Source organism: Vibrio sp. KUL80, from assembly GCF_059725495.1.
In genome coordinates this window covers 1,538,956-1,559,474 of the sequence record NZ_AP045841.1, presented here as the reverse complement: position 1 = coordinate 1,559,474, position 20,519 = coordinate 1,538,956, and the positions used below count along the sequence as shown (strand labels likewise).

The 20,519-nt window shown below is 44.7% G+C and carries 23 protein-coding genes; 8 read left to right on the top strand and 15 right to left on the bottom strand.

Annotated features, from left to right (window positions below):
* Positions 1 to 33: 33 nt before the first annotated feature.
* The 3 genes from AC6I8U_RS07190 to AC6I8U_RS07180 all read right to left on the bottom strand — a co-directional run bounded on the left by AC6I8U_RS07190 (position 34) and on the right by AC6I8U_RS07180 (position 2,012).
* The gene (locus AC6I8U_RS07190; RefSeq protein WP_498018158.1) at positions 34 to 390 is read right to left on the bottom strand and encodes a hypothetical protein; all 357 of its coding nucleotides are present in this window, start codon (positions 388 to 390) and stop codon (positions 34 to 36) included.
* Positions 391 to 937: 547 nt separating this feature from the next.
* Positions 938 to 1,348, bottom strand: a complete 411-nt coding sequence (locus AC6I8U_RS07185) for a DUF6559 family protein (RefSeq protein WP_498018157.1) — start codon at positions 1,346 to 1,348, stop codon at positions 938 to 940.
* A gap of 130 nt (positions 1,349 to 1,478) precedes the next feature.
* Positions 1,479 to 2,012, bottom strand: coding sequence for a DUF6817 domain-containing protein (locus AC6I8U_RS07180; RefSeq protein ID WP_498018156.1), 534 nt, complete (start codon positions 2,010 to 2,012; stop codon positions 1,479 to 1,481).
* 200 nt (positions 2,013 to 2,212) lie between these two features.
* On the opposite strand from AC6I8U_RS07180, the gene AC6I8U_RS07175 reads away from it, so the two are divergent.
* Entirely contained in the window at positions 2,213 to 2,497 is a 285-nt protein-coding gene (locus tag AC6I8U_RS07175) for a type II toxin-antitoxin system TacA family antitoxin (protein ID WP_252014617.1), read from the top strand.
* Positions 2,494 to 2,772 carry a type II toxin-antitoxin system RelE/ParE family toxin gene (locus AC6I8U_RS07170; protein WP_498018155.1) on the top strand — a complete coding sequence of 93 codons (279 nt, stop codon included), beginning with the start codon at positions 2,494 to 2,496 and terminating at the stop codon, positions 2,770 to 2,772. Before AC6I8U_RS07175 ends, AC6I8U_RS07170 begins: the two co-directional genes overlap by 4 nt.
* A gap of 33 nt (positions 2,773 to 2,805) precedes the next feature.
* Here AC6I8U_RS07170 and AC6I8U_RS07165 read toward each other — a convergent pair whose 3' ends face one another.
* Positions 2,806 to 3,435: a hypothetical protein gene (locus AC6I8U_RS07165; protein WP_498018154.1), complete on the bottom strand. Its 630-nt coding sequence runs from the start codon at positions 3,433 to 3,435 to the stop codon at positions 2,806 to 2,808.
* 232 nt (positions 3,436 to 3,667) lie between these two features.
* Here AC6I8U_RS07165 and AC6I8U_RS07160 point away from each other — a divergent pair, with 232 nt between their 5' ends.
* Positions 3,668 to 4,555: a site-specific integrase gene (locus AC6I8U_RS07160; RefSeq protein ID WP_498016953.1), complete on the top strand. Its 888-nt coding sequence runs from the start codon at positions 3,668 to 3,670 to the stop codon at positions 4,553 to 4,555.
* Positions 4,552 to 5,604, top strand: a complete 1,053-nt coding sequence (locus tag AC6I8U_RS07155) for an IS91 family transposase (RefSeq protein WP_498016951.1) — start codon at positions 4,552 to 4,554, stop codon at positions 5,602 to 5,604. The genes AC6I8U_RS07160 and AC6I8U_RS07155 overlap by 4 nt, the downstream gene beginning before the upstream one ends.
* A 255-nt stretch (positions 5,605 to 5,859) precedes the next feature.
* Here the strand turns inward: AC6I8U_RS07155 and AC6I8U_RS07150 are convergent, their stop codons facing one another.
* The gene (locus tag AC6I8U_RS07150) at positions 5,860 to 6,465 is read right to left on the bottom strand and encodes a hypothetical protein (protein WP_045986704.1); all 606 of its coding nucleotides are present in this window, start codon (positions 6,463 to 6,465) and stop codon (positions 5,860 to 5,862) included.
* Between the two features lie 236 nt (positions 6,466 to 6,701).
* Here AC6I8U_RS07150 and AC6I8U_RS07145 point away from each other — a divergent pair, with 236 nt between their 5' ends.
* Both AC6I8U_RS07145 and AC6I8U_RS07140 read left to right on the top strand, forming a co-directional pair.
* The gene (locus tag AC6I8U_RS07145) at positions 6,702 to 7,589 is read left to right on the top strand and encodes a site-specific integrase (protein ID WP_498016953.1); all 888 of its coding nucleotides are present in this window, start codon (positions 6,702 to 6,704) and stop codon (positions 7,587 to 7,589) included.
* Entirely contained in the window at positions 7,586 to 8,638 is a 1,053-nt protein-coding gene (locus AC6I8U_RS07140; protein ID WP_498016951.1) for an IS91 family transposase, read from the top strand. The genes AC6I8U_RS07145 and AC6I8U_RS07140 overlap by 4 nt, the downstream gene beginning before the upstream one ends.
* Positions 8,639 to 8,904: 266 nt before the next feature.
* Here AC6I8U_RS07140 and AC6I8U_RS07135 read toward each other — a convergent pair whose 3' ends face one another.
* The 3 genes from AC6I8U_RS07135 to AC6I8U_RS07125 all read right to left on the bottom strand — a co-directional run bounded on the left by AC6I8U_RS07135 (position 8,905) and on the right by AC6I8U_RS07125 (position 11,649).
* Entirely contained in the window at positions 8,905 to 9,372 is a 468-nt protein-coding gene (locus AC6I8U_RS07135; protein WP_498018153.1) for a hypothetical protein, read from the bottom strand.
* A gap of 304 nt (positions 9,373 to 9,676) precedes the next feature.
* Entirely contained in the window at positions 9,677 to 10,768 is a 1,092-nt protein-coding gene (locus tag AC6I8U_RS07130) for an IS91 family transposase (protein WP_498018152.1), read from the bottom strand.
* On the bottom strand, positions 10,765 to 11,649 hold the full coding sequence (locus AC6I8U_RS07125) for a tyrosine-type recombinase/integrase (RefSeq protein WP_498018151.1): 885 nt from the start codon (positions 11,647 to 11,649) through the stop codon (positions 10,765 to 10,767). Before AC6I8U_RS07125 ends, AC6I8U_RS07130 begins: the two co-directional genes overlap by 4 nt.
* 272 nt (positions 11,650 to 11,921) lie before the next feature.
* Between AC6I8U_RS07125 and AC6I8U_RS07120 the strand changes: the two genes are divergently transcribed.
* Entirely contained in the window at positions 11,922 to 12,887 is a 966-nt protein-coding gene (locus tag AC6I8U_RS07120; RefSeq protein ID WP_498018150.1) for an integron integrase, read from the top strand.
* A 52-nt stretch (positions 12,888 to 12,939) separates the two neighbouring features.
* Here AC6I8U_RS07120 and rplT read toward each other — a convergent pair whose 3' ends face one another.
* The 4 genes from rplT to thrS form a co-directional block, all read right to left on the bottom strand.
* Positions 12,940 to 13,293: a 50S ribosomal protein L20 gene (gene rplT / locus AC6I8U_RS07115; RefSeq protein WP_004401084.1), complete on the bottom strand. Its 354-nt coding sequence runs from the start codon at positions 13,291 to 13,293 to the stop codon at positions 12,940 to 12,942.
* 41 nt (positions 13,294 to 13,334) lie between these two features.
* Positions 13,335 to 13,529: a 50S ribosomal protein L35 gene (gene rpmI / locus AC6I8U_RS07110; protein ID WP_019275792.1), complete on the bottom strand. Its 195-nt coding sequence runs from the start codon at positions 13,527 to 13,529 to the stop codon at positions 13,335 to 13,337.
* 104 nt (positions 13,530 to 13,633) lie between these two features.
* Positions 13,634 to 14,122, bottom strand: a complete 489-nt coding sequence (infC, locus tag AC6I8U_RS07105; protein ID WP_326492003.1) for a translation initiation factor IF-3 — start codon at positions 14,120 to 14,122, stop codon at positions 13,634 to 13,636.
* Between the two features lie 66 nt (positions 14,123 to 14,188).
* Positions 14,189 to 16,114, bottom strand: a complete 1,926-nt coding sequence (gene thrS / locus AC6I8U_RS07100; RefSeq protein ID WP_234495869.1) for a threonine--tRNA ligase — start codon at positions 16,112 to 16,114, stop codon at positions 14,189 to 14,191.
* A gap of 319 nt (positions 16,115 to 16,433) precedes the next feature.
* On the opposite strand from thrS, the gene AC6I8U_RS07095 reads away from it, so the two are divergent.
* Entirely contained in the window at positions 16,434 to 16,631 is a 198-nt protein-coding gene (locus AC6I8U_RS07095) for a hypothetical protein (RefSeq protein ID WP_498018149.1), read from the top strand.
* A gap of 87 nt (positions 16,632 to 16,718) precedes the next feature.
* On the opposite strand, the gene AC6I8U_RS07090 is transcribed toward AC6I8U_RS07095, so the two are convergent.
* From AC6I8U_RS07090 to AC6I8U_RS07080, 3 genes are all read right to left on the bottom strand, one after another.
* Positions 16,719 to 17,996 (bottom strand): glycosyltransferase, encoded by a 1,278-nt coding sequence (locus AC6I8U_RS07090; RefSeq protein WP_498018148.1) that lies wholly within the window; start codon positions 17,994 to 17,996, stop codon positions 16,719 to 16,721.
* A gap of 147 nt (positions 17,997 to 18,143) precedes the next feature.
* Complete coding sequence (locus tag AC6I8U_RS07085; RefSeq protein WP_498018147.1) at positions 18,144 to 19,136, bottom strand: hypothetical protein; 993 nt, start codon at positions 19,134 to 19,136, stop codon at positions 18,144 to 18,146.
* Positions 19,123 to 20,514, bottom strand: coding sequence for a DUF3131 domain-containing protein (locus tag AC6I8U_RS07080; RefSeq protein WP_498018146.1), 1,392 nt, complete (start codon positions 20,512 to 20,514; stop codon positions 19,123 to 19,125). Before AC6I8U_RS07080 ends, AC6I8U_RS07085 begins: the two co-directional genes overlap by 14 nt.
* Positions 20,515 to 20,519: the final 5 nt, after the last annotated feature.

Sequence of the window (20,519 nt, the reverse complement as noted above, 5' to 3'; positions counted from 1 at the left end):
TTTCTGTAAAAGTAAATAAAACCTGTTAGGCCCCTAGCGCAAGTAAACGCCAGACTGTCTCAGTTGCTGTTTTAAATCTAACAGTTTGAACTGAGTGAAAATTAACTGTGTGAAAGCAATTGTACCCGTAAAGATTAATAGCGCAGAGATTACCCAGTTCCACTCAACACCGACAAAAACATGCGGCACGGCAAAGGCGAAAGCAAAAGAAAAGGCTGTGTTGATTGCTTGAATAAGTTCGTTCGCAGATACCTTACAACTGCTGCTCGAACTGTCGTAAGAGATTTTCACCTTTGAACCAGCACGACGAAACTTGCAGTAAACTACGTCTTTGTGATCATCAAATGGAATATCGTTAAGTACCAGTATATCCCTTACCTTATCTAGCATTTATATCTCCATGATGTATTGGTTCATAAAGCTTTGCCAACGGGCGGTAACGCCATACTACCCAACTTGAAATTTGTGCTTTAAACACAGAAACCAAATTGCGACTGAGATCGTCAAACGTTCGAAGTTTTTGTTAAGCAATTTGTTATATGTGGATTACACGGCTTTTAACTTGAAGAATAACCATTGTAACAATATGGCAATGCTGGTCAGGGGTAATATTGTTATACACAGGTTTAAGTACAAAGAGTTATCGAAGGTAGAGGATAGAAAGGTATATAAAGCATATCCAAGCATCCCAAATAAGCCACCTAGAAACCCACTACTAAAACCAGAAAACTGGGATTTACCCTTACAGTGAGGGCACTTATATGGTGTCCATCTAGACACCAAAATGAACCTAATCGGGTTACAAGTTTTATTGCAATGTGGACAAGTCGTCATTTCAACTCCAGATATTATCTTACTAGTTCGAAAACATATAACGCCGATTAAGTAACCCAACATGCCACGCGACGGAGGTCTGCGTAAATTGTTCGTTATGTCACTACAAACCACCAATATCATCACTTCCGCCACAGTCCCCGCCGCTTAGTCCCCCTTGGGTACAGTTACCTTCGAATTGGAGTGTGGAACCATGAACTGAGGCGTATTCCAAGTAGGCTTCAAAATCTGGGGCAATCTCTTGTTTAAACAAAATGTTCCCTATTTCACGGTGAAACTCTGGATGTGTACCGAAAGATGTCGATAAGCCCAAAGACATAAAGAAACTATGGCTAGTTAACATACCGTAAGCGTAGTTTGTATATTTAAGGTCTTGTGACTTTCCAATAGCCCCTATAGCCCAATCAATTTCCTCGGGGCTGTAGCAGTCTTTTTTTCCATACTTAACCGCAAGTCTTGGTGGAAGTTCTCTTGCAACAGATTTGATAATGTTCTTTTTCGTCCACTGAAACATAATTTCTCCTAGTCCAAAATGCCTCTCTAAGTTTCAGCTAGCAACCACGAAAAGCAAGCAAAGCTACCTTAATCACTAAACTCAACCTACTCTCAAATGCAAAGTGTTAGCTGTCGGCCTTAGCAACATATTATGCGAAATTGAACAATGCTGATTTGTACGCCACCCTAGCCTCGGTACTTAAATAGCTGTCCATACCTTGGAATAGTTCAAATAGCTCAGCACCATACTTGAGCTTGAACTCTTCACTGCCATAAACAAGCTCTAACTCATTAGCGACCGTTAACTCACAAAACAACTTCACCGTTGCACTGTCGAGTTTGAATGTTGAGCCAGTAAATCTGTCTTTAAATTGGATTTCTAGCACTTTGCCAAATTGAGGGATTACATAATTTCTGTCACATGAGCAATACAAGTAAACCAATGCTTCTTCATCACTGCCAATAATTCTTGCTATTTCTTGACGCTGGCTTAACGACACCATACTTTCATCGAACCCCGCTGTTCCATAAGCAGCATGGAAAAGACCAGCGATTTGAAGTAACTCGCTACTACCCCAGTTAATTAGAATTTGCTCGGTGCCTTTTAGGTGCGCCTCTAATGAACCGTTTAGGTGCTGAAAGTCTCCTGCACCAATTTTCTGAAGCATTGAAAATTTATCCATAAATCTCAATTTCCTTTAGGTCGGAGCAAGCTTTGTTGAGGTTGGGGCAACGTAATACCGAAGTCGCCGAACACCACCTCAAACACTAACCGAAACGCATAGTAAAAGTGCCAAGCGTAGCGAATCACTCTTAAATGCTTAGTTGCCCACCTTAAAGGCTAGTGCTAACATTTGTACACACACCAACAGAGGAATAGATCATGGACACTAGAATTCAATTTCGTGTTGATGAAGAAACAAAACGCTTAGCTCAACAAATGGCTGAGAGCCAAGGTCGCACTTTGAGTGACGCATGCCGAGAACTCACTGAGCAACTCGCTGAACAACAAAGAAAAAAATTATCTCACGATGCATGGCTAACTGAACAAGTAAACCTTGCATTTGAGAAGTTTGACTCAGGAAAATCCGTTTTCGTTGAGCACCAAAATGCTAAATCTCGAATGGAAGAGCGCAAAGCCAGAATCCGTAATCGAGGTAAGCAATGATTTTATGGGAAGAGGAGTCACTTAATGATCGTGAAAAGATCTTCGAGTTTCTCTATGCCTTTAACCCTGATGCGGCAGAGAAAACTGACAACCTCATTGAAGCAAAAGTAGAAAACTTACTTGAACAACCTTTAATGGGTGTAAAACGAGATGGCATTCGCGGACGATTACTCATTATTCCTGAGATCTCGATGATTGTCTCCTACTTGATCGAAGGTGATATCATCCAGGTTATGCGTGTACTCCACCAGAAACAAAAATTCCCTATGGATTGATTGCTTCCTCTAAAGAACTAATGCCTTGTTAAGTTACTTTTTCAGTTTGGTTTTTAAGAAGTTAGACATATAGTAGAGCTTTTCACTACTTAATCCCCAGCCTAAACTTAACCTCTTATTGCCTTCCAATGATATAAGTGTGTGTTGCCTTGATTCGCTCTCTTTCACTCTATCTATATTTTTCCAGTCAAACCTTCTATACCAGCCAACAGAACCTATTCCAATAAAAATAAGAGCCTTTCCATTTTCATTAGAAACATATGTTCTACCAAAAAGGCTCATTAGCGTAATACTTATTAAAACGATACTACCAATAAGGAAAGGCAGCCCCAAGAGAGATAGATTCGGGTCAAATTCGCCATTTTCCAATTGAGTACCATAAATACCAGACAGCGAACCTCCAGCCCAAACAAGCGTAAAAGGAACTAGAAAAAGAGCCATTAAACTTTGATTTGAAGCTTCAATAGACCATTTGTAGCCATTGTCTGAAACTCGGATTCCTTTAACAGATTGAGTAGCATCAAAGTTACTAATCGCCATAGATTCTAATAATGAAGACAGAGATGTAAGACTCTCGCAGCTTTCACAGTATGCGATATCTCTTGAAATATTTATATTTTCAGAATTTATTTTTGTTTTACAACTTGGACAATTTACTTCCATCTACGAATAGTACTCCTTAATACCTTAACGCCTTACTAAAGTACGGCTAATACCACGAAACCCAAGCAAAGCCACCGTAATCACTAAACCCAATCGAATTAAAAATGCCAAAGGTTAGCGGTCACTCTTAAGCAATTTGTTGAACGAAGCCGCTCTGCGGCAGAGTAAAGCGCACAACCCACCATACTCCTAATAACCCCATCACCCAATGGGCAACATAGGAGTAAATATCATGACACCCGCTGAACTTGAACGCTACAACTTCCTTTATGACCAACACCTTACCAATCTTAAACTGCAAGGTAAACGGCCTGCCACCATCGATGCCTACTCTCGTGCAGTACGTCGAATTACCCAGTTCTACGACTGCTGTCCCGACACCTTAACGACTGACCAACTCAAGCATTACTTCGCAAGTCTCATCGAAACCCACTCTTGGAGTACCGTAAAGCTCGACCGCTGTGGGCTGCAGTTCTTCTATCGCTATACTTTGACCAAAGAGTGGGAGTGGCTCGATATTGTCAGGCCACCTCGTACCAAAAAACTGCCCGATGTCTTAACCCCACCACAGGTAGCATTGCTAATCACGATGACACGACAACGGCGCTATCAGGTGTTCTTTCTTACCTTGTATTCCATGGGGCTACGACTGAGGGAAGGGCTGAGCCTAAAGGTGCAAGATATTGATGCCCACACCATGCAGGTACATGTTCGTAATGGAAAAGGAGGCAAAGACCGGTTGGTGCCACTTCCACAGCGCACACTAAACGCACTGCGTAGCTACTGGCTGACTCACCGTCACCCACAGCTACTCTTTCCTGGTAAAGAGCTTATGACTGATAACCCTATGGACAGAGGTGGCGTACAAAAGGCCATGAAGTTGGTCCTTAAAGACTGTGGTATTAGTAAGCCCATCTCACCGCACTCGCTTCGACATTGCTTTGCAACTCACTTACTTGAGCAAGGTCTGGATTTACGCTCTCTGCAGATTTTGCTAGGACACGGTAGCCTCAACACCACGGCTCGCTATACCCGTATGACCCAACTGAAACAAAAAGATGCAGCGCTGGCAATTAACCAGCTTACCGATGCACTCGTCATTCAATGGGAGGAAGTATGAGCATCTTTATCGACCTACTCCGCGCCCATCTCGATGTTTTTGAACGTCATTACGACAACCAACTCACAGCTGACATGCGTTCAGCTATCCAAGCCATGCTCCGCTGCAAAACAGAGCAGCAAGGTCGCTCACAATGGTATTGTGCTCACTGCCATCATGACGACCGGCTGCCACTCTCATGTGGGCACCGACACTGCCCCCAGTGCCAGCACCGCACCACTTCTGATTGGCTAGAGCGCCAAAAACAGAAGTTGCTGCCTGTTCATTACTTTATGGTGACCTTCACGTTACCTTACCAGTTAAGACCGTTGGCTAGGCGAGCCCCTAAAACCCTCTACAGTGCCATGTTCCAAGTGACATCGAGTGTGCTCAAAAGCTTTGCCCAAAGACAGAACAAAGGCGCGCTCGGATTCACCGCCGTACTGCATACTCACAGCAGGCAGCGAAATCTGCATCCCCACCTACACGTGATTGTCGCAGGTGGGCGGTATGACTCATCAAGAGAAGTATGCCACAAAGATAACAAGCAATACCTGTTTAATGCCTTCGCTCTGGCTAAGGTATGGCGGGCAAGGTTGTTAGAAGTGATAGAGCAACATCCACAGTTGTGGCTCCCCAAGCGCCTCCCCCACAAATGGGTGGTTGACTGTCGATGTGTGGGAAAAGGCCAGCCAGCACTGGAGTATCTATCACGTTATCTTTACCGAGGCGTATTGCCTGATAGCGATATCATCAAGGTAGAAGAAAACACAGTGACGTTCCGATACAAAGAGAGCCAAACCCAACAATGGAAGCTGCGAACACTACCCACTCTTCAGTTCTTGATGCTCATCTTACAGCATGTACTTCCCAAAGGATTGCAACGAGTTCGTGACTATGGCTTCTTGCGAGGACAGGCTCGACAAGCACTTAGGCGTATACAGCGATTGCTGCTTGGGCTGTTTTATCAGCTCCCAAACCTTGAGCCTGTGACCAAGAATAAAGCAACACGCTTCTGCCCTTGCTGCCAGCATGAGATGGCTTGTGTTGGGGTCACTCGACCGAGATAGCCGAAAGGCAGACAGAATAAGGATAATGTTGAAGTACAAACCGGGAGAAAACGTAAACGCTAGAGACTGACGGACAACAGCTAACCTTCTGATAAAGCTATACTCTTGGCTTTATCATGGCAGCGCTCGCCTTGAAAAAATCATCAAGGTGAGAGCACCGCAGACAAAGATCGCACAATTTACTTATATAGAGGCATCGGGCTTGTTCAACACTTGGGATTAAGCGCTGGCTTCGCAGCGTTTAATCCTTATTTGTTATGCGTGTGCCTGAGGCTTCAAAGAATCTAGCATTTTCTGCTGGAACTCTTTTCGCATAATTTCTCTTTCTTCGCTCTCATGAAGAGCCAACAAGAATGTCTGACGATCACCCCACTCTTCTACTTTACGCTTCGGCAAGCCACCTAGGTCTCTAAGTTTCTCAGACATTTGAATGGCTAATAAACCTAAAGCAGCATATTTCATTGCTCTCGCCTCATAAAATTCCGCAAAATCAGGAGGTGTAGCAGTGTAATCACTTACAGCTGAAATATATGAGTTAGCTTCGTGAACCATTTGAGGTAGGTTTAACAAATCGTAGAGTAAATCTTGAGGCAGTATTTTCCAATCAACCTCAAGTTCTAACGGAGTAAAACTTGGGGTTTGCGAATGATAGTAAGTGTATCCATTCTGATCTTCGGTGCCATTATCAGTGACGACCTCACGGCAACCAACTATAAACTGCTCGATACTACTCGTGACAATAATTGCCAGATAGTACGTTTCTGCCGCTTTTGACTTTTTCGCAGCAACAGACTCTTTGAGGATAGTTAAAAGAAAACCGACCAAACCGCCTAAAATGACAACAATTAATTTCTCAAACACGATAATCCTCTAGTCGATAAAACGCATAACGCTTGCTTAAGTGTTGAATAACGCACCACCGAACCAAAATTAGAAACCATAATCACCTAAGCCAACTATGACATCAAATTCGGCGAGCGTTATGAATCCACTTAAAGCACTTGTTGAACGAAGCCGCTCTGCGGCAGAGTAAAGCGCACAACCCACCATACTCCTAATAACCCCATCACCCAATGGGCAACATAGGAGTAAATATCATGACACCCGCTGAACTTGAACGCTACAACTTCCTTTATGACCAACACCTTACCAATCTTAAACTGCAAGGTAAACGGCCTGCCACCATCGATGCCTACTCTCGTGCAGTACGTCGAATTACCCAGTTCTACGACTGCTGTCCCGACACCTTAACGACTGACCAACTCAAGCATTACTTCGCAAGTCTCATCGAAACCCACTCTTGGAGTACCGTAAAGCTCGACCGCTGTGGGCTGCAGTTCTTCTATCGCTATACTTTGACCAAAGAGTGGGAGTGGCTCGATATTGTCAGGCCACCTCGTACCAAAAAACTGCCCGATGTCTTAACCCCACCACAGGTAGCATTGCTAATCACGATGACACGACAACGGCGCTATCAGGTGTTCTTTCTTACCTTGTATTCCATGGGGCTACGACTGAGGGAAGGGCTGAGCCTAAAGGTGCAAGATATTGATGCCCACACCATGCAGGTACATGTTCGTAATGGAAAAGGAGGCAAAGACCGGTTGGTGCCACTTCCACAGCGCACACTAAACGCACTGCGTAGCTACTGGCTGACTCACCGTCACCCACAGCTACTCTTTCCTGGTAAAGAGCTTATGACTGATAACCCTATGGACAGAGGTGGCGTACAAAAGGCCATGAAGTTGGTCCTTAAAGACTGTGGTATTAGTAAGCCCATCTCACCGCACTCGCTTCGACATTGCTTTGCAACTCACTTACTTGAGCAAGGTCTGGATTTACGCTCTCTGCAGATTTTGCTAGGACACGGTAGCCTCAACACCACGGCTCGCTATACCCGTATGACCCAACTGAAACAAAAAGATGCAGCGCTGGCAATTAACCAGCTTACCGATGCACTCGTCATTCAATGGGAGGAAGTATGAGCATCTTTATCGACCTACTCCGCGCCCATCTCGATGTTTTTGAACGTCATTACGACAACCAACTCACAGCTGACATGCGTTCAGCTATCCAAGCCATGCTCCGCTGCAAAACAGAGCAGCAAGGTCGCTCACAATGGTATTGTGCTCACTGCCATCATGACGACCGGCTGCCACTCTCATGTGGGCACCGACACTGCCCCCAGTGCCAGCACCGCACCACTTCTGATTGGCTAGAGCGCCAAAAACAGAAGTTGCTGCCTGTTCATTACTTTATGGTGACCTTCACGTTACCTTACCAGTTAAGACCGTTGGCTAGGCGAGCCCCTAAAACCCTCTACAGTGCCATGTTCCAAGTGACATCGAGTGTGCTCAAAAGCTTTGCCCAAAGACAGAACAAAGGCGCGCTCGGATTCACCGCCGTACTGCATACTCACAGCAGGCAGCGAAATCTGCATCCCCACCTACACGTGATTGTCGCAGGTGGGCGGTATGACTCATCAAGAGAAGTATGCCACAAAGATAACAAGCAATACCTGTTTAATGCCTTCGCTCTGGCTAAGGTATGGCGGGCAAGGTTGTTAGAAGTGATAGAGCAACATCCACAGTTGTGGCTCCCCAAGCGCCTCCCCCACAAATGGGTGGTTGACTGTCGATGTGTGGGAAAAGGCCAGCCAGCACTGGAGTATCTATCACGTTATCTTTACCGAGGCGTATTGCCTGATAGCGATATCATCAAGGTAGAAGAAAACACAGTGACGTTCCGATACAAAGAGAGCCAAACCCAACAATGGAAGCTGCGAACACTACCCACTCTTCAGTTCTTGATGCTCATCTTACAGCATGTACTTCCCAAAGGATTGCAACGAGTTCGTGACTATGGCTTCTTGCGAGGACAGGCTCGACAAGCACTTAGGCGTATACAGCGATTGCTGCTTGGGCTGTTTTATCAGCTCCCAAACCTTGAGCCTGTGACCAAGAATAAAGCAACACGCTTCTGCCCTTGCTGCCAGCATGAGATGGCTTGTGTTGGGGTCACTCGACCGAGATAGCCGAAAGGCAGACAGAATAAGGATAATGTTGAAGTACAAACCGGGAGAAAACGTAAACGCTAGAGACTGACGGACAACAGCTAACCTTCTGATAAAGCTATACTCTTGGCTTTATCATGGCAGCGCTCGCCTTGAAAAAATCATCAAGGTGAGAGCACCGCAGACAAAGATCGCACAATTTACTTATATAGAGGCATCGGGCTTGTTCAACACTTGGGATTAAGCGCTGGCTTCGCAGCGTTTAATCCTTATTTGTTATGTTTATTTTACTTTGTACTTTCAGCAGGTTTTAACACAGATAGCATTGTTCTCATTGACTCATTAAGCTCTAAATCAAAGTCATATTTATCCATTGTTTTCAACTGAGCAATCGTCTTCATTAACGTAGAGTTATTTTCATACTTCTCTGGGTTAGTTTCGTAGAGATTCAGAAGCTCTTCTTTCAGAAAATCGAACTCTGCAATTTTCGCTTTACGATCTGATTTAGTTTCAGATTCACTTTTTTCCTGTAGCGTCCCTATGATAGCTAAACCTAGCCCAATCACATTGACAGCTATTAGTTGGAGTCCGAGCTGTTGAAAATTGATTGCATCAATAACTTTCATCGTCCCAAATATTGTCTCATATGTTTGAAATATATACGCATAACCACTATAACTTCCATTTAAAAACGGAGGATATGCTATACATAGAATCGAGCCTACTATCGAAATAAAGTATCCTTTAGTTTTCATATTGTTTCCCTATTTTTCCATTTAAATCATCTTGAACATAACGCTTAAGCATTTATCCATTGTCGCAGCACACTCGATAAATGCCTGTTGGACTGAGCCGCTTCTTTCTATGGATTTTGCTTTTTTATCGCTCATTGCCCGTTCATCGCTACTCTGTCCAAGTGAGGTCCACTATCACCCACCATTCACACCGTAGCCACCCATTTCCATAGTGCCAACTATACTTGTTGCATAACCATTTTTGAAGCGAACGATACCTCTCCCTCGCACTTCAACTGCGATTTTTTGTCTTGCTATCAAGCAACTAGCTCAGTCGTTCCTTTTCAGCAACGACTCGCGGCCGTATCGCTAATCTTATCAAGACCATAGATCGGCGTTTACACTTGGGGCAACTTGGTTTTTCTTTCGGTACCTCTGCGGCTTCATTCGGGACTTCACTGATACTTTTTCTGATTTCTGATAAAGCACGAGCCCGTACTGCATTGGCTAAAAACCCATAGTAACGGATCCTCATCAACCCTTTAGGCAGCACATGAAGCAGTAGCCGTCGTAGCATTTCTCCCGGGCTACAACTCATTCGCTTCAATGTCTGTGCTTGATGATCTTTATAAGTCATCTCGATACTACCATTGTTACCATAGCTCAACTGGTGAGGGTTAAGCCCGATCCGATTGCAATACCGAGACAAATACCCCACCACGGCGAGGGGGCTGTGTAAGACCGGTTTGCTGTACACTACCCATGCTTTCCTACTCACTTCTAAGAGTATGTTTTCATAAGTATCTATCACCTGTTGAACATGCTGCATCATTTCTCTTTTAAAGCGAACTGACAGTGCTTTTACTGGAAATAGATAGCCCTCTTTTCTCGTTGGAACCCAAGACTTATCTTCGGTTAATACACCACCTGGGATTAAGCAGTGCACATGAGTGTGCTGGCTAAGGTTTCTGCCCCAAGTGTGTAGAACCATCAGCGCTCCAAGTTGCCCTTTAAGATGATGACGTGGGTTGGCAAAGGCTTGTAACGTTGTCCATACTGAATGAAACAAGCACTGATAAACTTCTCTAGGGTAAGCTTTGATCATCGCATTGAATTCATGAGGCAAGGTAAATACCAAGTGGTGATACACGACCGGTAAAATATCTTGGCTACGTTTCACAAGCCATTGCTGCCTCATTTGCTCTTGGCAATTGGGACAATGACGATCTCGACAAGAGCAGTACCAAGTCACGTCATGACCACATTTCTCACACCGCCAATCATAGGTGCCCATTCGCTCCGTCCGACAGTCTCGCAAGTGGTGAAGCACTTGCCACTGCCTTGGCGTGATCTTAGCTTTGTTAATTTCATCCAACCCTTGAGTGAGCACAGTTTGATAAGGAGATAAGACACTCATTCGGCACTCCATAGCTGCTCAATCAGGTCAAACTCATTATGACTTTCTCCCTCGCTATAGTGACCAATCCAATGTGTGTATCTCAAGGTGGTTTTTATGCTCGTATGACCAAGATGTCGCTGCAAGACATTCAGTGGCATACCTGACTCAAGTTGATGGGTAGCATAAGCATGTCGCAAAGCATGAATGCCTCCCTCCTTTTTAACACCCGAAGCACGCTTTGCCGCCTTAAAACACCGCTGCACTGAGCTGATATCAAGGTGTTGCTCTGGCTCTCGGCTAGGAAAAAGGGCGATGGTTGGGTGGTAGTGACGCCAATAATTCCTTAAATGGTTTAATTGGCTATCACACAATGGAACAAACCTGTCTTTCTTACCTTTGCCTTGATGAATATGCAGACGTTTCGCCACACCATCGATATCTTTTACATCGAGAGCGACGACTTCACTCACTCGTAATCCACATCCATAACAAAGCTCGAGTGCCGTTTGATATTTCAAACTGCGACAGTGACTGATGATAGCCTTTACTTCGTGGCGATTTAACAGCTGTGGTATTTTACTGTCCCGCTTAGTTGGAGGGACAAGTCGCTCCTTAAACTCTCTCTTTAGTACCGCTCGATAGAAAAACACAATGGCATTAAGCGCCTGCGCGCAAGTACTCGCGCGAAGATGTCTTTCATTGGTTAACGAGCGTAAATACTGACGGATTTGTTCATCACTTAGTCGATCGGGTGAGCTTTGGTAGCACTTCGATAACTCAATAACCCAGCGTAGGTAACATTTATGGGTGCGTGGAGAGAAACGCCGAAGCGTCATTTCATCGATAAACTGCTGTCTTAATGGCGTCATGATGTATTCCTCTTTCAATGGATACATCATAAGTTTGGCTCATCGATGAGGGGAAAATGCGGATCTCCGCGAAGCGGCTTAGTTCAACGCTTTATAGACGGACTTTTTCCGTACTTCCTTCCACGCTACCGCCTTCTAAATCTATAGAATCTGACTATGTTAGATGATTACATGATGAAAATCATACATTTAGTAACAATTAAATTTGTTGCATATCACAAAAAGCGGATTTATTCCGTATAAGTTCGAATTCTGTCGCTAGGCTCTATCTACTGTACATACAAACAGCATCGAGGTTAGGTATGAAATCACCATTTTTGAGCTACATTCGAGAATTCATGCAGGCGAGGCATTACGCCACGAAAACTATTGAGGCGTACTTATATTGGATACTTCAGTACATTGTTTATCACAATAAGCGCCACCCTAGTGAAATGGGTACTAGAGAAGTAGAAGAGTTTCTCTCACATTTGGTGACTGATCGAAACCTGGCTATGCGCTCTCAAAACCAAGCGCTTAATGCGCTGGTGTTTCTGTACAAGCACGTGATACACAAACCTATCGATGTAAACATGCGCTTTAAAAAGTCAAACAGGAACAAAAAGTTGCCAACAGTACTCACCGTCAAGGAGGTAGCAGGTCTGCTTTCCAATATGCCGCCACACTTCCTGTTACCTGCTCAGTTAATGTATGGATCTGGGTTACGGCTGATGGAATGCTTACGGCTTCGTTATCACGATATCGACTTTGATTATGGTGCGCTAAGAATTTGGAGAGCGAAAGGCAATAAGAACCGAGTAGTCACCCTTGCAAGAGAGCTTTTACCGTCTTTGAAGCTTCAGCAAGAGCAAGTTGAGAAGATATGGAGGCAAGACGTAAAACATGACGATTACGCTGGAGTTTGGCTTCCTGACGCTTTAGAGAAGAAATACCCGAACGCCAATAAGGCGCTTAACTGGCAATATCTTTTTCCATCTATTCGGCTTTCGATTGACCCACAGTCTACACTGACTCGGCGTCATCATATAAACGAGACCAGTGTACAAAAAGCCTTAAAAGTTGCGGTTAAGAAAGCGAGAATTACCAAGAGTGTTAGTTGCCACACGCTAAGGCACTCTTTCGCAACTCACTTATTGGAAAGTGGCGCTGATATTCGAACAGTACAAGAGCAGCTAGGTCACACCGACATTAAAACCACTCAGATCTACACTCACGTCATTAATCGAGGTGCAAGTGGCGTAAAAAGCCCGTTATCGAACATTCTTTAGATACAAAAAAGGAGAGCTTGCGCTCCCCTTTTACATAGACCTAAACTGCTAATTAAAGAGCAGCTTTCGCTTTTTCAACTAGAACTGCGAATGCAGCTTTGTCGAATACCGCGATATCAGCAAGGATCTTACGATCGATCTCGATAGATGCTTTCTTAAGACCGTTGATGAAACGGCTGTAAGATAGACCATTTTGACGAGATGCCGCGTTGATACGTGCAATCCACAGTTGACGGAATTGACGTTTCTTGTTGCGACGGTCACGGTAAGCGTATTGACCAGCTTTAGTAACTGCTTGGAAAGCTACGCGGTAAACACGTGAACGTGCACCGTAGTAACCTTTAGCTTGTTTTAGAACTTTCTTATGACGTGCACGAGCTTGTACACCACGTTTTACGCGAGGCATTATGTCTCTCCTAAACTAAACGATTGATAAACTAAAAAGAATTAAGCGTATGGCATCATACGAACAACTGCAGCCACTTCACACTTAGGAAGGATTGCATTTGGACGAAGCTGACGCTTGTTCTTAGTAGTACGCTTAGTCAGAATGTGACGTTTTGTAGCGTGCTTAAATTTAATACCACCAGCAGTTTTCTTAAAACGCTTAGCAGCACCTTTGTTGGTTTTCATCTTAGGCATGATGAATAACTCCGCATTGTTGAGTTGTTAAACAATAGTAATTAGGGCGAACAAAACCTAGCCATTCGAGAACGGCTAGGTTTTCTTACTTGTAAAGCCGTTAATTACTTCTTCTTAGGGGCCAATACCATGATCATTTGGCGGCCTTCGATCTTAGTCGGGAAAGATTCTACTACAGCTAAATCTACAGTATCTTCTTTCAGACGGTTAAGAACGTCGACACCAATGTCTTGGTGAGCCATTTCACGGCCACGGAAGCGAATTGTTACCTTCACTTTGTTGCCGTCTTCTAGGAAACGCGTCAGGTTGCGTAGTTTTACCTGATAGTCTCCAATATCAGTTCCAGGACGGAATTTTACTTCCTTAATCTGGATCTGCTTTTGCTTCTTCTTCTGCTCTTTCGCAGCTTTGCTCTTCTCGAAGAGGAACTTGCCATAGTCCATCACACGACAAACTGGTGGCTCGGCGTTAGGGCTGATCTCTACGAGATCCATACCAGCTTCTGCAGCTGCATCTAGTGCTTCTTGAATAGAAACAACACCAACAGATTCACCATCTGCACCTGTTAGACGAACTTCACGAACGCCACGAATTTCACCGTTTAAACGATGCTGGTTTTGTTTGGCCGGTTGTTGGCCACGTCTTCCGCCTTTAATAGCTTATTCCTCCAGATTGAGCTTACGGCTTGAAACCTCGTCTTGGATGTATGAAATGAGGTCATCCACTTTAAATTTGCCGAGGTCTTTACCTTTGCGTGTACGTACTGCGATTTCGCCAGCTTCCATTTCTTGGTCGCCACAAACAAGCATGTACGGGATACGCTTCAAAGTATGTTCGCGGATTTTAAAGCCAATCTTCTCATTTCTCAAGTCCGCTTTGGCTCTAATTCCACTTTTTTGCAGTTTTTGTGTTACTTCTTGAACATAATCCGACTGTTTGTCAGTGATATTCATGATAACTGCCTGTTCTGGCGACAACCACGTTGGGAAGAAGCCAGCGTATTCTTCGATAAGAATACCGATGAAACGCTCAAGAGAACCTAGGATTGCGCGGTGAATCATAACAGGAACTTGACGTTCGTTGTTTTCATCCACGTAAGTTGCACCTAGACGACCCGGTAGGTTGAAGTCTAGCTGAACTGTACCACATTGCCATGCACGATCTAGGCAGTCATATAGTGTGAATTCGATCTTAGGACCGTAGAACGCACCCTCACCTTCTTGAATTTCATAAGCGATGCCCATTGCTTCAAGAGATTGTTTTAGTGCTTCTTCAGAGCGATCCCAAATTTCATCACTACCAACACGCTTTTCTGGGCGAGTTGACAGTTTCACTACGATGTTGTCAAAGCCGAACGTGTTGTACGTATCGTAAACCATCTTGATGCAAGACGTTACTTCGTCCTGAATTTGGCTCTCAGTACAGAACACGTGAGCGTCATCTTGAGTAAAGCCACGAACACGCATAATGCCGTGAAGTGCACCTGATGGCTCGTTACGGTGACATGAACCGAACTCTGCCATACGTAGTGGTAGATCACGGTAAGACTTAAGACCTTGGTTAAAGATCTGAACATGACCTGGACAGTTCATTGGCTTGATAGCGTACTCACGGTTCTCTGAAGACGTCGTGAACATCGCATCTGCGTATTTGTCCCAGTGACCAGAACGTTCCCAAAGAACGCGATCCATCATTAGTGGACCTTTTACTTCTTGGTAACCGTATTCTGTCAGTTTTTCACGGATGAATACTTCTAGGTCACGGAATACAGACCAACCGTTGTGGTGCCAGAACACCATACCCGGTGCTTCTTGCTGCATGTGGAATAGATCCAGTTGCTTACCAATTTTACGGTGGTCACGCTTTGCCGCTTCTTCTAGGCGAGTTAGGTGCGCCTTAAGAGCTTTCTTATCGTGGAATGCAGTACCGTAGATACGTTGAAGCATCTTGTTGTCACTGTTACCACGCCAATATGCGCCCGCTACGTTCAGCAGTTTAAAGTGCTGACAGAAGCTCATGTTTGGCACGTGAGGGCCACGACACATATCGATGTATTCTTCGTGATGGTAAAGACCTGGACGATCGTCTTTAGATACGTTCTCGTCTAGGATTTCCATCTTGTACGTTTCGCCGCGACTTTCAAATGTGTCGCGAGCTTCCTGCCAGCTAACCTTTTTCTTGATAACTTGATACTTGGTTTTCGCTAGCTCTTTCATGCGCTTTTCGATTTTTTCCACGTCTTCCATTGTCAAAGAGTGGTCTAAATCAACGTCATAGTAGAAACCGCTGTCGATCGTTGGACCGATAGCCATTTTAACGTCTGGGTAAAGCTGCTTAATCGCATGACCAAGCAAGTGAGCGCAAGAGTGGCGAACAATCTCAAGACCGTCATCGTCTTTCGCCGTGATGATTTCTAGGCTTGCGTCGTTTTCAATCAGATCACACGCATCAACGCGCTCACCATCTACACGACCAGCGATGGTTGCTTTCGCAAGACCAGGGCCGATAGATAGAGCGACATCCATAGTGGATACTGGGTTATCAAATTGACGTTGGCTACCGTCAGGAAGAGTAATTACAGGCATGTATAGTCCTATTTACAGTGGTCTTGCACACCAAGCAAGACATGCATTAATGTCTGGCAACTTTATAGAAAACAAATTGCCGCGATGTCATATCATTAACTGTTCTTTTTGAAGCAAATACGGATGCCTCATCCAGAGCAAGCGGTCATTTTAACCAAAGTGTATAAAATAACAATCGAAAACGAAGAATCGCTTCAAGTCTTGTCATTTTAAAGATCTCCCCTTCCCCTTCACTTAAGTCGACACAGGTTAAAATGAAGGTTTGATTTCGCCCTTATTACGACTAAGTTATATTTAGGGTCACGAAAAAGGAGTCGCTATGGATAGCTCAAACTACTACGTTAAACTCAACGCGAATGGACACTCAAGTGTCTATAGAAATGGTCACATTGTACTAGGCAGCGAAGTGGTTGAAGTCGAGCATCACGACCAAAAACTACAAGAGCATTCCAAGGACACCGCTATTGTTATGCTCGCTAGTGGAAAACTCCTCGAAGGTGTGAAAGTCGTGAACTAGTCGCTCGGACATACCCTATCAGATATTGAATCGGCGATGGTAACGACCATCGCCGATTTTTATTCACTCCAATAACTCAAAATAGATTTAGCTCTGAACCGCATCCAGTCGTGCTTGCTTGATCCAAGCTTTCATCTGATTAGGCGACATAATAGAAGGATCACCTAGCGACTTATCATCGACATTCGCTAACTCGGTAGGCAATTTATCGATGAGAAGCTCCAAATCTTTGTGTGAGTGAATTTCTTCGTCGAAGACTCTGGCCATATCACGACTGTATGAGGCATGTCTCGCCCTCACCGCTTTGACCAGCCCTTCTAATAACGTGTACCACGTCGTCATTGGGCCTTGTACGATAGAAGCTGACTCTGCAGCTGAGTCAATAAAGGCGAACGGGACCGTAGTGATACTCTTGTTGTACTCCATCGCGGCTAAAATCCAGTCTGTATCAAATGAAAAGTCATAGACAGTCGGATTTCTTAAGATGACCTCTAGGGCATCGCGCGAGTAAAGTTTAAACGCAGCTTGAGTGTCTTTAATGCCCTGAGTAAAGATTTGCTCACCAATCATGCGCTGCATGTGACGCAGGGTCTTAATACCTACACCCCATCTCTCTTCTTGCTTCACGAGAATCGATTCTGGATGTTTGCGATTGCCTAGAGCAACTTGCTTGTTTTCAGTCAGGTAAGGCTTAAGAAGCAATCCAAGTTGACCTAAGTGTACTGAGTTATCAGCGTCGGTATACACCACGACTTCCGCATCGTCTTCAAGGGCTTTTTGGCAACCCAATACTATCGCGCCCCCTTTGCGAGAGTCATCGACACTCATTAAATTGGCTAAAGGACCTTCAGTCGTATGTACATAGTCTTCTAAACAAACCACAGAAACCCGTTCGGGGTGTTCAAGCGTTTTAACGATACCAGAAGCGATGCCCGCACTATCATGAGGACATCCGTCATCAACGGGATAGAGTTGCCAACTCACTTGACTGTCTTTAGTAATCCAAGCTAGCTGGTCAGCTTTAACTCTCAACGAGTCCTCACCATTAGGGTTTTGTGCTTGCTTTGGATTTAGCCGGTTATGCTCACCCCACATCGCAAACACGACACCCACTTTAATCGGTTGCTCTATGGTTCTCACAAACCGTTTTGAATCGACAAGTTTCACAGCCAAACGAAACTCAAGAGGAGCTTGCTCTTCAATCGCCAGCTGTTTTAGATCACCAACCGATAATGCGTCGAGAGCATCTAGCTGCTCGGCGAGCTGTAACAACGTTCTTTGCTGTTCATTATCGGTTAGATCAAAGTGCTCATTTGCTTGCTGAGATAGCTCGTACGCTTTGAGCAAATCCGTTTCTCTTGCCATAAGACATATTCCTTTTTGCTGTAGGTATAAGCAAACTAGGAATTAACAGAAAAACTTCAATTTTATTACAAAATAAAAACATATAGCAGCCCAGAAATTGGCGTTTACGGCTCTATTTGATGGGACCTTTGGTAAGAATCATTTTGGCTAATCTTCTTGCGCGGGCACGGGAACAAACGAACGCCTCTGAATTGCTTCGACACCAGAGGTACTTTCGGCATCAATATTGGCCCTTGGTACAGATCTTTCTATCTGAGTTTCACCGGGAGCACTTGTGTCACTACTTTCTAAAAACTCCGTGACTGAGTCGCGCTCCATCGATTCATAGTCAAACTCTTCAATAGGGGTTGCAACGACGCCTCCTGTCGCAGAGGATTCAGATTGAGTCTGAATGAGGTGACGATTAGTTTTCGGGACATTAGGAGTGGTCCGTGAAGCCGGTTCACTTACCCTTTCACTTGCTTTAGGTGTTGCCGATTCCGGTACTGGAGCAAAAGATGGGGCTTGTGAAAAGTTAGACTCAATCCCTTTAAGTTTTTTTTGTCCGGGAACGCCACTGCCTGCGGATGGAATTGCGACAGGAGCTACCGGTTCGGGGATCGTATTAACACTGGCAGTTGACGTCCTCATCCCTGTTCGTGGCCCGTTGAACGTGAACAAATTTAACTTCTCTTGCCAGACTTGCAACACAGCCGCGTCATTTTCCCAAGATTGGTCATAACCCCCAGCTACATCAAATGTTTGCATCTGCGTAAGTAGTTGAGTATTCGCCTGCTCATTTCGCTGATGTAAGTGTCGCCTCATCTGGCTCCAATCAGTGCCGCCCGTGAGTAAATACCTTACACTGTTAGCCCAATACTCATAGGCTTTTGCGTCATTATCCAGGTTTGCACAAACTGTCGCGAGCGCTTCTGCAAGCCCTGCATACTGCCACATCTTGTACGTACCCAACTTAGACTCTGATGCCAATATCTGAATACTTAATCTATGGTATTGCTCTGCGGCTTGCTTGTAGCGACCATTACCCGCTAACAGGGTTGGTTGGGAGAACAATCTAAGCTCAACATTTTGAACATTGGCTAGTGATGCAGGTGCAAATGCTACCACTAGCATTAGAATCAATAGTCTAATCATAAGCATCAAACGTCTTAATTAGGCATTTACCTGGATGATAAAAACGAGAATCAAACTGAACGTCACGATACTCTCTCGAGCCTGAAGGCTGGTACAGTTTTCCTTTGGTCTTATACAGCAACGCTTCTAGTACACCCGCATTGGTTTTTAGCGTAATACTCTTTTCGTATTTACTGTTTCTTTCATAGCGCCCTTCGTACCAACCGCGTTGGGGATCGTAGAGCTCTTTGACAAGTACCATGAGTCTATCTGTGTAGTCGGTTTTCCACAGTGCCCACATCTGAAACGCAACTCGCGTTGACACTAGAGCTAAGTGATCGTGTGAACTGCCATCCTCGGCTAGCGTTATCCAAGGCGTCCCTAATGCATAAACAGCGTCATACACAAAGTATGGCTCTCCTGCCACGACATGATCACCGCGAGCGGTATAAATTCGGTCCACATCCCATCTAGCTTGTTGCACTAAATAAAGGGAGTCGGCCATGGCTGACATAACGGGATCGGTGTGGTTAGCGTCGCTAGAGCTCGAATCACTCACTTTATCCCAGTTGAACTCTAACCCCATCCATAGATAAGGTGTGCTGTAAACCGGTCTTAGTACATCGAAGTCTCGTGGGTCTCTGCCATCAAAGAGTAAATCTATGTCGTAAATAGTAGCTACATCATAGGGATCGATTCGCATCGCTTTATATGGGACAACTTGCCAGTCGAGGTAGCCATAAGAGGTGTACTCTTCAACACCTAAACGACCTTCTTTATAGCGCGTTACGTTACCATCGAAGATAGCGCCGCCAAACAGCTCTCCCTCCTCGTTAATGAGCTCACAGAAGTTCCAGCGAAGTACGGCTTTATCGATGTATTCAGTAAATTCTGGAGAGTACTGTTTGACGATGGCAAGAGCGATGAGCAACCGACCTGTATCAAGCGAAGACCAGCCAATGTCTTTAGGCTGAAGGCCATAGTCGGTCATTTGCCCGGTTTGGGTGTGATACACCTTATGCGGTATTTGCCCCATACTGAGGTTCATGTCATTAAGGAATGTTAAGACAAGAGTCAAACGCTCATCATATTGCTTGTTCGAAATGAACTCGAACTCCTTCGCAGCCAACACAGCAAACAGATAATCAGCGATGCCCGACATATTGGTTGACGGGTAGTTATCAATGCCATTGACAAGACCCGTTTGGAACTGCGTATTGTTCTCTACATACTTCCAAGCGGTACTTGCCCATGCCAACTCCTGCTCAGTCAGTTCACCGTAACGCCCTTGTCTAAACGTCTGTGACGAATTAATAGCCTCTACCCCAGAGCCAATGCCCTGTACGATAGTGCCACATGAAAATAGAAGCGGCATTGCTAAAAGCAAAACTACTAGCTTTCGCATTCAGT

Excerpts from the sequence above, each read along its gene's own strand:
- AC6I8U_RS07190 (WP_498018158.1), bottom strand. The coding sequence starts at position 390 with ATGCTAGATAAGGTAAGGGATATACTGGTACTTAACGATATTCCATTT.
- AC6I8U_RS07185 (WP_498018157.1), bottom strand. The coding sequence starts at position 1,348 with ATGTTTCAGTGGACGAAAAAGAACATTATCAAATCTGTTGCAAGAGAA.
- AC6I8U_RS07180 (WP_498018156.1), bottom strand. The coding sequence starts at position 2,012 with ATGGATAAATTTTCAATGCTTCAGAAAATTGGTGCAGGAGACTTTCAG.
- AC6I8U_RS07175 (WP_252014617.1), top strand. The coding sequence starts at position 2,213 with ATGGACACTAGAATTCAATTTCGTGTTGATGAAGAAACAAAACGCTTA.
- AC6I8U_RS07170 (WP_498018155.1), top strand. The coding sequence starts at position 2,494 with ATGATTTTATGGGAAGAGGAGTCACTTAATGATCGTGAAAAGATCTTC.
- AC6I8U_RS07165 (WP_498018154.1), bottom strand. The coding sequence starts at position 3,435 with ATGGAAGTAAATTGTCCAAGTTGTAAAACAAAAATAAATTCTGAAAAT.
- AC6I8U_RS07160 (WP_498016953.1), top strand. The coding sequence starts at position 3,668 with ATGACACCCGCTGAACTTGAACGCTACAACTTCCTTTATGACCAACAC.
- AC6I8U_RS07155 (WP_498016951.1), top strand. The coding sequence starts at position 4,552 with ATGAGCATCTTTATCGACCTACTCCGCGCCCATCTCGATGTTTTTGAA.
- AC6I8U_RS07145 (WP_498016953.1), top strand. The coding sequence starts at position 6,702 with ATGACACCCGCTGAACTTGAACGCTACAACTTCCTTTATGACCAACAC.
- AC6I8U_RS07140 (WP_498016951.1), top strand. The coding sequence starts at position 7,586 with ATGAGCATCTTTATCGACCTACTCCGCGCCCATCTCGATGTTTTTGAA.
- AC6I8U_RS07135 (WP_498018153.1), bottom strand. The coding sequence starts at position 9,372 with ATGAAAACTAAAGGATACTTTATTTCGATAGTAGGCTCGATTCTATGT.
- AC6I8U_RS07130 (WP_498018152.1), bottom strand. The coding sequence starts at position 10,768 with ATGAGTGTCTTATCTCCTTATCAAACTGTGCTCACTCAAGGGTTGGAT.
- AC6I8U_RS07125 (WP_498018151.1), bottom strand. The coding sequence starts at position 11,649 with ATGATGTATCCATTGAAAGAGGAATACATCATGACGCCATTAAGACAG.
- AC6I8U_RS07120 (WP_498018150.1), top strand. The coding sequence starts at position 11,922 with ATGAAATCACCATTTTTGAGCTACATTCGAGAATTCATGCAGGCGAGG.
- rplT (WP_004401084.1), bottom strand. The coding sequence starts at position 13,293 with ATGCCTCGCGTAAAACGTGGTGTACAAGCTCGTGCACGTCATAAGAAA.
- rpmI (WP_019275792.1), bottom strand. The coding sequence starts at position 13,529 with ATGCCTAAGATGAAAACCAACAAAGGTGCTGCTAAGCGTTTTAAGAAA.
- thrS (WP_234495869.1), bottom strand. The coding sequence starts at position 16,114 with ATGCCTGTAATTACTCTTCCTGACGGTAGCCAACGTCAATTTGATAAC.
- AC6I8U_RS07095 (WP_498018149.1), top strand. The coding sequence starts at position 16,434 with ATGGATAGCTCAAACTACTACGTTAAACTCAACGCGAATGGACACTCA.
- AC6I8U_RS07090 (WP_498018148.1), bottom strand. The coding sequence starts at position 17,996 with ATGGCAAGAGAAACGGATTTGCTCAAAGCGTACGAGCTATCTCAGCAA.
- AC6I8U_RS07085 (WP_498018147.1), bottom strand. The coding sequence starts at position 19,136 with ATGCTTATGATTAGACTATTGATTCTAATGCTAGTGGTAGCATTTGCA.
- AC6I8U_RS07080 (WP_498018146.1), bottom strand. The coding sequence starts at position 20,514 with ATGCGAAAGCTAGTAGTTTTGCTTTTAGCAATGCCGCTTCTATTTTCA.